Source organism: Paraurantiacibacter namhicola (assembly GCF_001687545.1).
GTDB lineage: Bacteria > Pseudomonadota > Alphaproteobacteria > Sphingomonadales > Sphingomonadaceae > Paraurantiacibacter > Paraurantiacibacter namhicola.
The window spans coordinates 2,000,289-2,012,828 of the sequence record NZ_CP016545.1; the positions used below are offsets into that span (position 1 = coordinate 2,000,289).

Annotated in this window: 12 protein-coding genes and 1 other RNA gene; 3 read left to right on the plus strand and 10 right to left on the minus strand. The window is 66.6% G+C overall.

Annotated elements, in window-relative coordinates; genetic code table 11:
* Window positions 1–9 precede the first annotated feature (9 nt).
* The 5 genes from A6F65_RS09755 to A6F65_RS09775 all read right to left on the minus strand — a co-directional run bounded on the left by A6F65_RS09755 (window position 10) and on the right by A6F65_RS09775 (window position 6,180).
* Window positions 10–1,887: a DNA polymerase III subunit gamma/tau gene (locus A6F65_RS09755; RefSeq protein ID WP_067788243.1), complete on the minus strand. Its 1,878-nt coding sequence runs from the start codon at window positions 1,885–1,887 to the stop codon at window positions 10–12.
* Window positions 1,888–1,953: 66 nt separating this feature from the next.
* An RNA gene (ffs, locus tag A6F65_RS09760) (signal recognition particle sRNA small type) lies at window positions 1,954–2,048 on the minus strand.
* Between the two features lie 58 nt (window positions 2,049–2,106).
* Window positions 2,107–2,385 carry an ETC complex I subunit gene (locus A6F65_RS09765; protein ID WP_067788244.1) on the minus strand — a complete coding sequence of 93 codons (279 nt, stop codon included), beginning with the start codon at window positions 2,383–2,385 and terminating at the stop codon, window positions 2,107–2,109.
* A 162-nt stretch (window positions 2,386–2,547) separates the two neighbouring features.
* Window positions 2,548–5,061, minus strand: coding sequence for an ATP-dependent helicase HrpB (hrpB, locus tag A6F65_RS09770; protein WP_067788246.1), 2,514 nt, complete (start codon window positions 5,059–5,061; stop codon window positions 2,548–2,550).
* Between the two features lie 108 nt (window positions 5,062–5,169).
* Window positions 5,170–6,180 carry a polyprenyl synthetase family protein gene (locus A6F65_RS09775; protein WP_067788248.1) on the minus strand — a complete coding sequence of 337 codons (1,011 nt, stop codon included), beginning with the start codon at window positions 6,178–6,180 and terminating at the stop codon, window positions 5,170–5,172.
* Between the two features lie 104 nt (window positions 6,181–6,284).
* Between A6F65_RS09775 and A6F65_RS09780 the strand changes: the two genes are divergently transcribed.
* Genes A6F65_RS09780 through A6F65_RS09790 form a run of 3 tightly spaced genes read left to right on the plus strand, consistent with a single transcriptional unit; the run spans window position 6,285 to window position 8,131 of the window.
* Window positions 6,285–6,590, plus strand: coding sequence for a chorismate mutase (locus tag A6F65_RS09780; protein WP_067790464.1), 306 nt, complete (start codon window positions 6,285–6,287; stop codon window positions 6,588–6,590).
* A 60-nt stretch (window positions 6,591–6,650) separates the two neighbouring features.
* Window positions 6,651–7,763 carry a PAS domain-containing protein gene (locus A6F65_RS09785; RefSeq protein ID WP_269465808.1) on the plus strand — a complete coding sequence of 371 codons (1,113 nt, stop codon included), beginning with the start codon at window positions 6,651–6,653 and terminating at the stop codon, window positions 7,761–7,763.
* Complete coding sequence (locus tag A6F65_RS09790) at window positions 7,760–8,131, plus strand: response regulator (RefSeq protein ID WP_067788252.1); 372 nt, start codon at window positions 7,760–7,762, stop codon at window positions 8,129–8,131. The genes A6F65_RS09785 and A6F65_RS09790 overlap by 4 nt, the downstream gene beginning before the upstream one ends.
* Window positions 8,132–8,210: 79 nt before the next feature.
* On the opposite strand, the gene A6F65_RS09795 is transcribed toward A6F65_RS09790, so the two are convergent.
* The 5 genes from A6F65_RS09795 to A6F65_RS09815 form a co-directional block, all read right to left on the minus strand.
* On the minus strand, window positions 8,211–8,960 hold the full coding sequence (locus A6F65_RS09795; RefSeq protein ID WP_067788254.1) for a hypothetical protein: 750 nt from the start codon (window positions 8,958–8,960) through the stop codon (window positions 8,211–8,213).
* A 101-nt stretch (window positions 8,961–9,061) separates the two neighbouring features.
* Window positions 9,062–10,393 (minus strand): sensor histidine kinase, encoded by a 1,332-nt coding sequence (locus tag A6F65_RS09800; RefSeq protein WP_067788256.1) that lies wholly within the window; start codon window positions 10,391–10,393, stop codon window positions 9,062–9,064.
* Between the two features lie 106 nt (window positions 10,394–10,499).
* Window positions 10,500–11,177, minus strand: coding sequence for a response regulator transcription factor (locus A6F65_RS09805; protein WP_067788257.1), 678 nt, complete (start codon window positions 11,175–11,177; stop codon window positions 10,500–10,502).
* 144 nt (window positions 11,178–11,321) lie between these two features.
* Window positions 11,322–11,642, minus strand: coding sequence for a hypothetical protein (locus A6F65_RS09810; RefSeq protein ID WP_067788259.1), 321 nt, complete (start codon window positions 11,640–11,642; stop codon window positions 11,322–11,324).
* Window positions 11,643–11,721: 79 nt separating this feature from the next.
* Window positions 11,722–12,444, minus strand: coding sequence for an SIMPL domain-containing protein (locus A6F65_RS09815; RefSeq protein WP_067788261.1), 723 nt, complete (start codon window positions 12,442–12,444; stop codon window positions 11,722–11,724).
* Between the last annotated feature and the right edge of the window lie 96 nt (window positions 12,445–12,540).

The window sequence follows — 12,540 nt, forward strand, 5'->3', positions numbered from 1 at the left end:
TCATGCTCCTCAGGCGCGTCGGCTCCAGCCCTGCCCTGCAGCGGCGGCCGGCGCGTTGTCTTCGATCAGTTCGGCATCGGGGAAAGCTGCGAAGGCGGCCTTCACCATCGGGTCGTTACGCAGCCTATCGGCCTCTGCCTGCCGCGCCGCATCGGCCTGTTCGACCAGCGTAGGCGACCCTTCGGCGGAGGACTTCTCCACCGTCCAGGGCTGGCCGGTCGCAGCCTTCAGGCCTTCGCGCACGGGCTTAAGGATATCGTCGTCGAAACCGTGGGGCTGCGCATAGACCAGGCGGCCGGGCGCCAGTTCCACCACGCGCACCTGCATTTCCAGCATGCTGGCCAGCGACATCGCGCCATTGACGCCGGAATCGCGCACAGTGGCCACCAGCTGCGCCCAATCGAGGGCGGCGGCGGGTGCAGAGCCGCCAGCAGGGGCCGCGCCAGCCGCGCCCGGTGCAGGCGCATTGGCGGCCAGCTCTTCCAGCTTCTTCACCAGGCTGCCCGGGTCCGGCATGTCGGACGCATGCAGCACGCGCAGCAGCGCCATCTGCGCGCTGACCAGCGGATCGGGCGCGCCCTTTACCTCGTCATAGCCTTTCAGCAGCAGCTGCCACAGGCGGTGGACCTGCGCTGCCGTCAGCTGCCCGGCCCAGCCCTCGATATCCTTGCGCTCTTCCAGCGTGGGCGCATCGGATTCGCCGCCGCCCACCTGTGTCAGAGCGATGCGGTGCGCCAGTTCCATGGCGGCGCGCAGCAGGGCGAGCGGCTCCACCCCCAGCGCATATTGCTTGTCCACTTCGGCAAGCAGCCCCTGCGGATCGCCTTCCAGCAGGCAGGCGAACAGGCGGCGTTGCGCCCCCTTGTCAGCCAGGCCCAGCATGTCGCGGACCTTTTCTGCAGTGACCTTGCCTCCGCCTTCCATGTCCGCATGGGCGATGGCCTGGTCCAGGATGGAAAGCCCGTCGCGCACGCTGCCCTCGGCCGCGGCAGCAATCATCGCCAGCGCCTCGTCCTCGGCCTCCACGTCCTCCTGCCGGCAGATGCTGGCAAAATGCTGCTGCAGCATGTCGGCCGGGATGCGGCGCAGGTCAAAGCGCTGCGTGCGGCTGAGCACCGTGACGGGCAGCTTGTCCACTTCCGTGGTGGCGAACAGGAATTTCACATGCGCGGGCGGCTCCTCCAGCGTCTTCAACATGGCGTTGAAGGCGTTGCGGCTGAGCATGTGGACTTCGTCGATGATGTAGATCTTGTAGCGCGCGGAGACAGAGGCGTAGCGCACCGCCTCGATGATATCGCGCATGTCGTCCACGCCGGTATGGCTGGCGGCGTCCATCTCGATCACGTCGATATGGCGGCCTTCCGCGATGGCCGTACAGGGTTCGCACTGGCCGCACGGATCGATGGTCGGCCCGCCCTGCCCGTCAGGCCCGACGCAATTGAGCGCCTTGGCGATGAGGCGCGCGGTGGAGGTCTTCCCCACCCCGCGCACGCCGGTCATCAGGAAGGCATGGGCCAGCCGGTCACGCTCGATCGCATTGCCCAGCGTGCGGACCATGGCGTCCTGCCCGATCAGCTCGCTGAAGGTCTGCGGGCGGTACTTGCGGGCGAGCACGCGGTAAGGCTGCGCGGCATCGGGCTTGGGCGCAGGCTTGGATGTGACTTGGGGCTGCGGCGCGGCGGCGGCGGGCTGCCGGGCTTCGGCCTGCTCTGCCGGTGCGGGTTCGGCTTCAGGTGTGGGTTCGGGAGCGGGCGCTGCTGCGGGCTGCGGCTCACCGAACATCGAATCCTGGCCGGCCGCTTCAAGCTCGGCCGCGCTCGGCTTCGCTTCCTCGTCGGGCTCGGTCGCCCATGGCAGGCCGTCAGTGTTGTCCGGTGAATCACCCATGCATGATTAGGTAGGGGCTTGCCGCCCGCTTGTCATGCCGGGAGCAACCAAATCTGCACATGGAATGGAAAAGGAGCCGGGCGACCCGCCGCAATCCACCTGGGCTGCTGCCTTCCGGCCCTGACCCGGTGAGCGAACGCAAACGTCCACCCGACTCCCGGGCGGCCATATGGCGTGGGTTGCGGCGAATTTCAAGCGCCTGCGCGTGGTGGCAGCCGATTACCGGAAGTTGTCGGCGTAGGCCTGCAGCTTCAGCGTCTTCGGCGGCACGGCGTGCACGCGGGCGCTGATGCCGTGCTTTTCGGCATAGGCCTGCGCGGCGGCGCAATCGGGAAATTTCAGCTGCACCTGCGCCTGCGTATCGCCGCTGCCGGACCAGCCCATCAGCGGATCGGCCTTCTTGGCCTCCGCCGGATCGAATTCCAGGATCCACTGGTCGACCAGCGCCTTGCCAGACTGCATCGCGGATTTCGGGCGTTTGTAGATACGGGCCTGCATGGGGGCCTCCTTAATGCGAAATCCTGACAGCCTCAATGCTAAACCATCGGTCGGCATAGCCGACCGCAAGGGCGACTGCCCGCCCGGAGCCGCCCCATAGCGAAGCGGAGGGAAAGCGGCGAGGATAGCCAAGCGGGCGGACGCCGGCGCCGGCGCTTGAGGCTAACGATTAAACGCGTTCTTTGTCTTCAAACTGGGCTTTTCGGTCCAGGGTTCCTCGGGCCAGCGGTGCTTGGGATACCGGCCCTTCATGTCTTTCGCGACATCGGCCCAGCTGCCGCGCCAAAAGCCGGGCAGGTCGCGCGTCGTCTGGATGGGGCGGCCGGCGGGGCTGGTGAGCTTGAGGAGCAGCGGCGTGTCGCCGACCATTGGATGCCGGTCCAGCCCGAACAGGGCCTGCACGCGCACCTCCACGGCTGGAGCGTCCGGCCCAGTGTAGTCGATCGCATGTGTCGTGCCGGCCGGGCTGGTGAATTCGGGCGGTGCGGCGCGGTCCAGCCGCTGGCGCGTGTCCCAGTCGACCAGGCCCAGCAGCGCATCGACCACCTTGCCGCGCGGCACCTTCAGGTCTCGGCGGCCATGCAGCAGCGGGGCGAGCCATGTGGCGGCACTCGCGCGCAGGGCCTCGTCCGAAAGCTCGGCAATCCCTGCAAAGCGCGCGCGGGCGGCGAGGTCTGCCGGGACGATTGCCGACAGCTTTTCCCCGGACTTATCCAGAGCCTTGTCCACAAGAGCCTGCGCGATATGCTCCTCGTCCGGCTCGGGGTCCGGCCCGCTCGCCAGGGTAATGGCGCCGAGACGGCTCTCGAGACGCGGTTCGGCGCGGTCGCCCGTCCATTTGAGCGCGGTGCGCCGCTCTGTGCGGTGGGCCAGATGCGCGTCGATATCGCCGCGCTCCAGCGGCAGCGCTGCGGTGATCCGCGCGCCCTTCGCATTACCGGTGGCATCGCCGATGACAAGCCATTCCTGCGCCCCAATCGGGCTCGCCGGATCGAGCGCATAACCACGCCCGCCAGCCGACAGCCAGATTTCGCCGGACGGATCACGGCGGCGCGCGATATTGTCCGGCAGCGCGAGGGCGAGGAGGATGGCGGGTGGGACTTGCCCCAGCTCCGCTCGTCCTGAGCCTGTCGAAGGGCGAATTGGGTTGGCGCTTTTCAACCCTGCTTCGACAGGCTCAGCATGAGCGGAGTACTGCCTTTCAGCCCGCTTTGCCCAGCCCTGCGCCAGCTTGCGGCTCGCAGCGGCTCGAGGGGAGCGGTCGCCCTCCCAGCGTTGCAGGCGCTGCGCCAGGTCCTCGCCGCGCCCGCCGAGGCCGCGCTCCTGCAGCAGCAGCGCCAGTTTCGCCGCCAATTCCGCCTGCCCGCGCGCGGCCCCGTGGAGCAGCATGGCAGCCTGCCAAGGCCCCATCGGCAGGGCCGCCACCTGCTTGCCGAACTCGGTCACGATCCACCGCTCATCCTGAGCCTGTCGAAGGAGCGCGCCGAGCGCCGCCAGCCGCTGCCGCGCCGTGGCCACGGCAGGCGCCGGTGGCGGATCGAGGAAGGCAAGGCTCGCCGGGTCCGCCACGCCCCAGCTTGCGAGACTCAGGACCAGCGGCGCCAAATCGGCGGTGAGCATTTCCGGCGGGTCGAATTCGGGCCGCCCGGCATGGCCGCCCTCCTCCCACAGGCGATAGGCGACACCCGGCCCGGTACGCGCCGCACGCCCTGCCCGCTGCGCCGCCGCGGCACGGCTTGCGCGTGTGGTGATCAGGTGCGTGGTGCCGGCCGCCAAGTCGAACTCCGCGCGCCGCGAAAGCCCGCTGTCGACCACGACGGAGACGCCCTCCAGCGTGATGGAGGTCTCCGCAATGGCCGTTGCCAGCACGATGCGCCGCCGCCCTTCGCCATCGCGGCGGATGGCCGCGCGCTGCTGGGCAGGCTGGACCTGTCCGTGCAGCGGCAGGATCGGCGCTTGGGGCAGCCGCGCTTCCAGCCGCTCGCGCACCCGCTCGATCTCGCCGACGCCGGGCAGGAAGGCGAGAATGTCGCCCTCCTCCTCGCGCCAGGCTCGCAGCACGGCGCTCGCCATGGCGTCCTCTATGCGCTTTTCCGGACTGGAACCGAGCCATTCCACGTGCAGGTCATGCGCCCTTCCCTCGCTCTCGATAACAGGCGTGCCCTTTCCCAGCAGCCGCGCGAACCGGGCGCCATCGATCGTCGCGCTCATCACCAGAACGCGCAAGTCTTCACGCAGGACAGACTGGCTCTCAAGCGCCAGCGCAAGGCCGAGATCACTGTCGAGATGCCGCTCATGCGCCTCGTCGAACAGGACTGCGGAGATGCCTGCAAGCTCCTGATCGGAAAGGATTTGCGAGACAAAGATCGCCTCGGTCACCACCAGGATACGCGTCTTCGCGCTGCGTTTCGCATCCAGCCGGGTGAGATAGCCGACGGTTTCGCCCGGCTTCTCGCCCAGCATCTGGGCCATCCGCTCTGCCGCAGCGCGCGCAGCCACGCGGCGGGGGCTGGTGAGGATGATGGTGCCGCTGCACCACGGCTCGTCCAGCAGCGCAGGCGCGACCGCGGTGGTCTTGCCCGCCCCCGGCGGCGCAACCAGCACCGCACCCGGCCGCTCGCGCAGGGCGGCGAGCAGGTCCGGCAAGACGGCGTGGATGGGGAGTTGGTCGGGCACGATGGTGAGCCCTAATCCATTTCGTCATCCCAGGCTAAGCTGGGATCTGTTTCGGAAGGAGCGCAAGCGGCTAGAGATCCCAGCCTTCGCTGGGATGACGGGTGTTTTTCAATACCCCCGGCTCACCGCGAATTGCGCGGCTTCCACCATCGCGGCGCGGGCCTTGTTTTCCGGGAAGATGCTGAGCGCGTCGCAGGCGCGTTGGGCATAATGGCGGGCGCGTTCGCGCGTGGCGGCGATGGCATCGTGGCGCTGGATCAGCCGCGTGGCGTGCTCCAGGTCCTCGTCCTCGATCCGGAAGCCGGCGATGGCATCCTGCCAGAAAAGCCGTTCTTCCGCGTCGCCGCGGGCGTAAGCGAGGATCACGGGCAGGGTCATCTTGCCCTCGCGGAAATCGTCGCCCTTGTCCTTGCCCATCTCGGCCGTGCCGGTGTCGTAATCGATCGCATCGTCGACCAGCTGGAAGGCTATGCCGAGGTTGCGGCCATAGGCGTCTAGCGCCTCTTCCTCTTCCTCGCTGCATTCGGCGACCACGGCGCTGATGCGGCTGGCGGCGGCGAACAGTGCGGCGGTCTTGCGTCCGATGATGGAAAGGTAGCGTTCCTCGCTCGTTTCGATCCGGCGCTGTGCGACCAGCTGGTCCACCTCGCCCTGCGCGATGATGGCGCTGGCACCGGACAGGATCTTCAGCACCTTCAGGCTGCCGTCTTCCACCATCAGCTCGAACGCGCGGCTGAACAGGAAATCGCCCACCAGCACGGTGGCCGGGTTGCCGAACACGATATTGGCGGTTTCCTTGCCGCGCCGCGTCTCGCTGCCGTCCACCACATCGTCATGCAGCAGCGTGGCGGTGTGGATGAATTCCACCGCAGCGGCGAGCCTGTGATGGCGCGTGCCGCCATATCCCACCAGCTCCGCCCCGGCGAGCGTGAGCATCGGGCGCATGCGCTTGCCTCCGCCGCTGATCAGGTGCCCGGCCAGCGCCGGGATCAGCGGGATCTCGCTCTGCATGCGGTCCAGGATGACGGAATTGACGGAATTCATCGCCGTCGCGGTCAGCGACAGGATCGGGGCCAGCGAAGGCTCCTTGCGCGGGAATTCTACGACCTGTGCGCTCATGGCATGGCATGTGGCGTTGCAGCACTCGCTTGGCAAGCGCGGATTGCGCCTGCTAACCGTTGCAAATGGCCAATGCACATGACCTGAGGGCGAACGAGCCGTCCATGAACGGCAATCCCGACACCCGCCCTCCGGAAGAGGTGCTGGGCGCATTCCGCCGCTCGATCGACAATATCGATGCCGCGCTGGTGCACATGCTGGCTGAACGGTTTCGCATCACCCAAGCCGTTGGCCATTACAAGGCGCGCGCGGAGCTGCCCCCGGCCGACCCGGCGCGAGAAAAAAGGCAGATCGAACGGCTGCGCGCCCTGGCGGTGGAAGCGGATTTGGACCCTGAATTCAGTGAAAAATTCATCCGCTTCGTGATCGAGGAAGTGATCCGACATCACGAACAGGCCCGCGAGGGTTAATCTAAGTTAACTTAAGCGGGAACAGCCCCGCTTGCGGCGTGTTCCAAACGCGACGCTATTATGAATCGCGAAGATCCCAAAAACGCCAAGATGCGCACCGACAGGCCTGCACAGGCCGATGTCATCCCGCGTCATGATGCGGCCCCGGGCCAGTTCCGCGCTGATCACCCGGGCGACTCCTTCTCCGGATCGTCCGGCGTGCTGTTCGAACAGGCGATGGCGCAGACCCGCATGGCGATCTGCCTGACCGATCCGAACCAGCCGGACATGCCCATCGTCTTCGCCAACCGCGCCTTCCGCAACCTGACAGGGTATGAGGAAGAGGAAATCATCGGCCGTAACTGCCGTTTCCTGCAGGGACCGGACACGGACCCCGAGCCGATCGAGAAAATCCGCACCGCCATCGAGACCGAGGATGTCACGGTCGTGGAGCTGCTCAATTACCGCAAGAATGGCGAACCGTTCTGGAATGCCCTGCACCTGGGCCCGATCTACAATGATGCGGGCGAATTGCTGTATTTCTTCGGCAGCCAGTGGGACGTATCCAACGTAAGGGCCGCAAGAGCACAGGAACATACCGCACGGGAGATGGCGCGCGAGCTGTCACACCGGATGAAGAACCTGTTCTCCGTGATTACCGGAATCGTCAACATCACGGGCCGGACACGCGGGATCACTGCGGAAGCGCAAGAAATCAACGAGCGTATCCAGGCTCTGGGCCGCGCATACGAAACCACGCTGGACGAGGCATCGACCGGCTTCATCGAACTCAACACAGCCATCCGCTCTATCCTCGCGCCGCACGATCCGGACGGGGAACACCTGACGCTGGACGGCAACGGCCTGAGCGTACCCTTCGCGCTGATTTCTGGCATCGGCCTGGTGCTTCACGAACTGGCAGATAATGCCAAGCAGCATGGCGCATGGTCGAATGGCTCTGGACACGTAAAGGTCGCATGGGAACGCCAGAATGGCGACTCCCCGCCCAATGTCGTGATTCACTGGACGGAGACCGGCGGGCCGCCCGTGACGACTCAGCCGGACGCGAGCGGCACCGGACATATCGTCATGGACCGGCTGATCCGCATTTCCGGCGGGACGATAGAGCGTGACTGGCACGAAGACGGGCTGCGCGCGCGGATCGAATTCCCGATCGGGACGAAGAACCGATGAAACCGCGTATCCTGCTGCTGGAGGACGAGCCCCTGATCCTGATGGACCTGGAGCTGTCTGCCGAAGACCTCGGCTGCGAGCCGGTGCTTGCCACGCGCGTGGACGATGCGCTCGACGTGCTCGAAAAGGATCACGATATTGCCGTGGCGGTGCTCGACTTCACGCTGCCCGAGAACTGCAATTGCATCCCCGTCGCCCGCGAACTGGAGCGCCGAGCCGTGCCTTACCTGCTGCACTCGGGCGATCTCGACCGTCTGCGCGAGGCGATCCGGTCACTGGACGCACCGATCATCCCGAAGCCGGCCAACGGTCGCACCGTGATCGAGCGTGCCATCGGCCTCATCCAGCGCGAACCCCAGCCCACCTGATACGGGCTGATGGCGGACATGAAAAAGGCCCGGGACCTTTGCGGTTCCGGGCCTTTCTCATTACTTGGCTTGACCGCCCTCAATCCTCATCGGGGAGGCGGACGCGCTGGTTCGGCCTATCCTGCTTGCGCTGGACGCGGGCAGGGCGCTCACGGGTCTGAGGCCGTGCAGCAGGACGCTCTGCCCGCGGCTGTGGCTGCCGCTGCGTGGGCCGTTCCGCGCGGGGCTGGCGCTGCGTGGGCCGTTCCGCGCGGGGCTGGCGCTGTGCAGGCCGCTCATTGCGGCGATTGCCCCGTCGTTCGCTGCGGCGCTCGGTCCGACGTTCGTTGCGGCGTTCCTCGCGCTGCTCGCTGCGGCGGTCACCGCGGAAGGCAGCACCGCGCTCGCTACGAGGCGCTTCGCGGCGGGCATCGCGGCGCTCCTCGCGGCGGGCATCGCGGCGGGCATCGCGGCGCTCCTCGCGGCGGGCATCGCGTCGCTCCTCCTGGCGCGCCTCACGGCGGGCTTCGCGGCGGTCACGGCGGCGCTCGGCGCGGCGCTCGTAATCGCCCCAATGCTCGCGGAATTCGCGGTGTCCGTGGCGGCGCCCTTCCCAGTAACGGCGATGGCGATCCGACCAGCGGTGGCGCGAACCGTAGACGTCGTAAACGTAGTAGCCGACGCCCGGATAGTAATACTCGTCATACCAGCCGTAATACGGCTCATAATAGCCGCTGCCATAGCCGACGGACACGCCGCCATAGCCATAGTCGTCAAAGGCCATGCAGCCCCCGAGGGAGGCGGCGGCGGCTGCGATCAGCAGCGGGCGGGCAATGCGGAAACGGGTCATCGTGTTCTCCGGAGCGTTCAGCTTTCTAGGCTTGATACTTAACGATACAAGCCTGACCGGTGGGTGAACCGAGCCGTAGTAACGGTGAAAGGTTTGCAGCGTCAGTCGGCTGCCGTTGCCGCAGCGGCGCGCGGCAGGTTCAGGATCACCAGCAGGCCGCCCAGGTCCTCGCTCTCGTCCAGTTCGACCGTGCCGCCGTAAATGCCCACCACGTCGTTCACGATGGACAGGCCCAGCCCCGTGCCGGGCTTCTCGGTGTCCAGCCGGGCCCCGCGGCCAAAGATTCGCGAGCGTTCCTCTTCCGGGATACCGGCCCCGTCATCTTCCACCCAGATGGATGCGAGCGGCGCTTCGGGATCGGGATCGACGGTGATGAATACGCTGCCACCGCCGTATTTCGCGGCATTCTCGATAATGTTGCCGAGCAATTCGTCGAGATCCTGCCGCTCTATCGCGACATCGCAGGCGCCCTTCCCGTCCAGGTCGAATCGGACCTTGGGGTAAAGCCGCGCAACCGCGCGCTCGACCGCCTCGGCGCTTTCCATGACGTTGGAGCGGGAGAGACCGTAGGCGCGCCGGCCCACCGCTCGCGCGCGGGCGAGGTGGTGGTCGACCTGGCGGCGCATGGTGGCCGCTTCGCGCAGCACGGTATCGTCCAAATCTTCCGACCGCGCGCTGGCGGCATTGGTGAGCACGGTCAGCGGTGTCTTCAGTGCATGGGCGAGATTGCCTGCATGGGTGCGCGCTTCCTGCGCCTGCCGCTCGGAATGCTCCAGCAGGGCGTTCAGCTCGTCCACCATGGGCTGGACCTCGCGCGGCAGCGGGTCGGTGACGCGGTTGCGGCCGGTTGTGCGGATGCGCGCGATGGCGCGGCGGATGCGGCGCAGCGGGCCGAGGCCATACAGCGTCTGGAACATGGCCATCAGGAACAGGCCGATGCCCAGGATCGCGAAGGAGATGGTCAGGATGCGGCGGTTCTCGCCGATCTGCTCGTCCAGCTCGTCGCGCGTGCCGGCTACGGCGAACTTCCACGTCGTCTCGCTGCCCGGCAGCTGCACGCTGCGCTCGACCACGCGCAGCGGCTCACCAGCAAACTGGCCGCTGTCGTAGAAATCGGGGTCCGGGTCGCGCTCGTCTGCGCGAATGTCCAGCGTCCGGTCCCACAGGGAACGGCTGGGCCAATCCTCATAGCCTTCGCCGGAGATCTGCCAGTACAGGCCGCTATTGGGCTCAAGGAAGCGCTGGTCGCCCAGCGGCCGGTTGAAATAGACCTCGCCATCGGGGCCGATCTCGGCCGATCCGACCATGGCGTTGAGGAGGTATTCCAGCCGGTCGTCGAACTGGCCGGTGACCAGCGCGGTCAGCGTGCGGTCCAGCGCCACCCCGCCAAACAGCAGCAGGATGGAAATCCACCCCGCTGCAATCAGCATCATGCGCCGGGCAAGGCTGCCCGTATGCGCGCCGAAGAACCCGCCGCTGCCATCCGCAGCGCCAGCCGTGCCGTCCCCGGCAGGCGGGGCAGCATCAGCAGGCGCAGGATCACTCGCGGCTGGGATCGTCGGGGTCGTCGAGGCTGTAACCGAGGCCACGGATCGTGGTGATGACATTGGCACCCAGCTTCTTGCGGATGCGGGTGACGAAGACCTCGATCGTGTTCGAATCGCGGTCGAAATCCTGGTCGTAGATATGCTCGATCAGCTCTGTCCGGCTGACGACCTTGCCCTTGTGGTGCATCAGGTAGCTGAGCAGCTTGTATTCCTGCGCGGTCAGCTTCACCGGCTCCCCGGCCAGTGTCACGCGGCCGCTGCGGGTGTCCAGGCGCACATCGCCTGCCACCAGTTCGCTGCTGGCATTGCCCGAAGCACGGCGGATCAGCGCGCGCAGGCGGGCGATCAGCTCTTCGGTCTGGAACGGCTTGGCAAGGTAATCGTCCGCGCCCGCGTCCAGCCCGGCGACCTTGTCGCTCCAGCTGTCGCGCGCGGTCAGCACCAGCACGGGGAAGTTGCGGCCTTCCTTGCGCCACATGCCCAGCACGGTCAGCCCGTCGATCTCCGGCAGGCCGAGGTCGAGCACGACGGCATCGTAATCCTCGGTCGAGCCGAGGAAATGGCCGTCTTCGCCATCGGTGGAAAGGTCGACGGCGTAACCGTTCTGCTCCAGCGTGCCTTTCAGCTGCTGGCCCAGTGTCGGTTCGTCCTCGACGATCAGGATGCGCATTATCTTGTCCCCTGCAAACACGCCGCAAACTTACCGCACGCGCCGCCAATCCGGTGGCCATGCGGGATGGGCTTTGAAGATGAACGCGTCAAGCGCCAGCCTGTTTCAGTGGAAGCGAAAGGATTGTGCGACCGCCAGCCGCGATCAGCGCTGGACGCGCAGGATGCGCGCTGTCTGCGCGTCCACATCGACCCAGATCACGCGCGTGCCGCGCATGAACTTCAGGCGATAGACCCCGGCGCGGGAATCATATTCGAAGCCGAGGTATTTCGCATCCGGGAACTGCGGCACGATGCGCCGTTCGATATCCGAAATGCGCATGCCGCGCCCGGCCTGCATCTCCGCCCGCGCGCTCTTCTGGTCGCCGCGGCTCTGCGCATGCGCATCGACCACGGCAAAGCCGCCGCCAGCAAGGCCGGTCAGTGCAAGCGAAGCCGCAAGGCAGGAGGCGAGGAGATGTTTCATTTCGACAACCTGCCTAATGCAAAGGCTTTGAACAACCGGTGAATGTTGTTGCCAACAATGCGAAAGCTAAGGCGTTGCCCTAACGCACCATCTCGTACTTCAGCGTCACGGTAACACCCGTGGCAACCATGCCGGGCTGGATCGGGGTGGATGCGGATTCCTCCATCACGTCCAGAGAAGCCATGCGGGCGACGGGCTGCGGCATACCGGGCCGGATCACTTCCTCCACCGCAATCAGGCGCACGTCGGAATAGCCGTTCCAGCGCGCATATTGCAGCGCCTGCGCCCGGCCGTTCATCACGGCGGCCTCGCGCGCCTGTTCGCGGGCTGCGCTGTCATCCTCGATGGAGAAATCCGGTCCACCGATATCGGTCGCGCCCTGCGCCACCAGCGCATCCAGCAGCGGGCCGACATTCGCCACGTCGCGCACCGTCACCATCACGCCATTGCTGGCGGAATAGCCGCGGAAGACCTGGCGGCGGGTCTGGTTGTTGTAATCATACTCCGCGCCCAGCCGCACGCCGGTGGTCTGGATATCGTCCGGATCGACGCCCAGCGCTTTCAGCCGTTCGATCACCTTGGTCATTTCCAGCGCGTTGAGCCGCATGGCCTCCACCGCAGTGCGCGCCTGGGTGGTCACGCCGGTGCGGATGGTGGCGATGTCGGGCTTGGCCTTCACCTGCTCGGTCACCGTCAGTTCGATCACGGGACCGGCTGCCTGCACCTGCACCTCCGCTGCGTGGGCAGTGGCGGGAAGCGCACAGGCGATGGCGAGCGCGGCGGGAATGGCGAAACGGGACATGCGGATACTCCTTGTTGCAGCACGAAAGCTGCGGGCGATGGACTTACGCGCGGCTGAACGGGCCGGTTCCGCCGCTTCGGCGCTTGCCTATCCCGG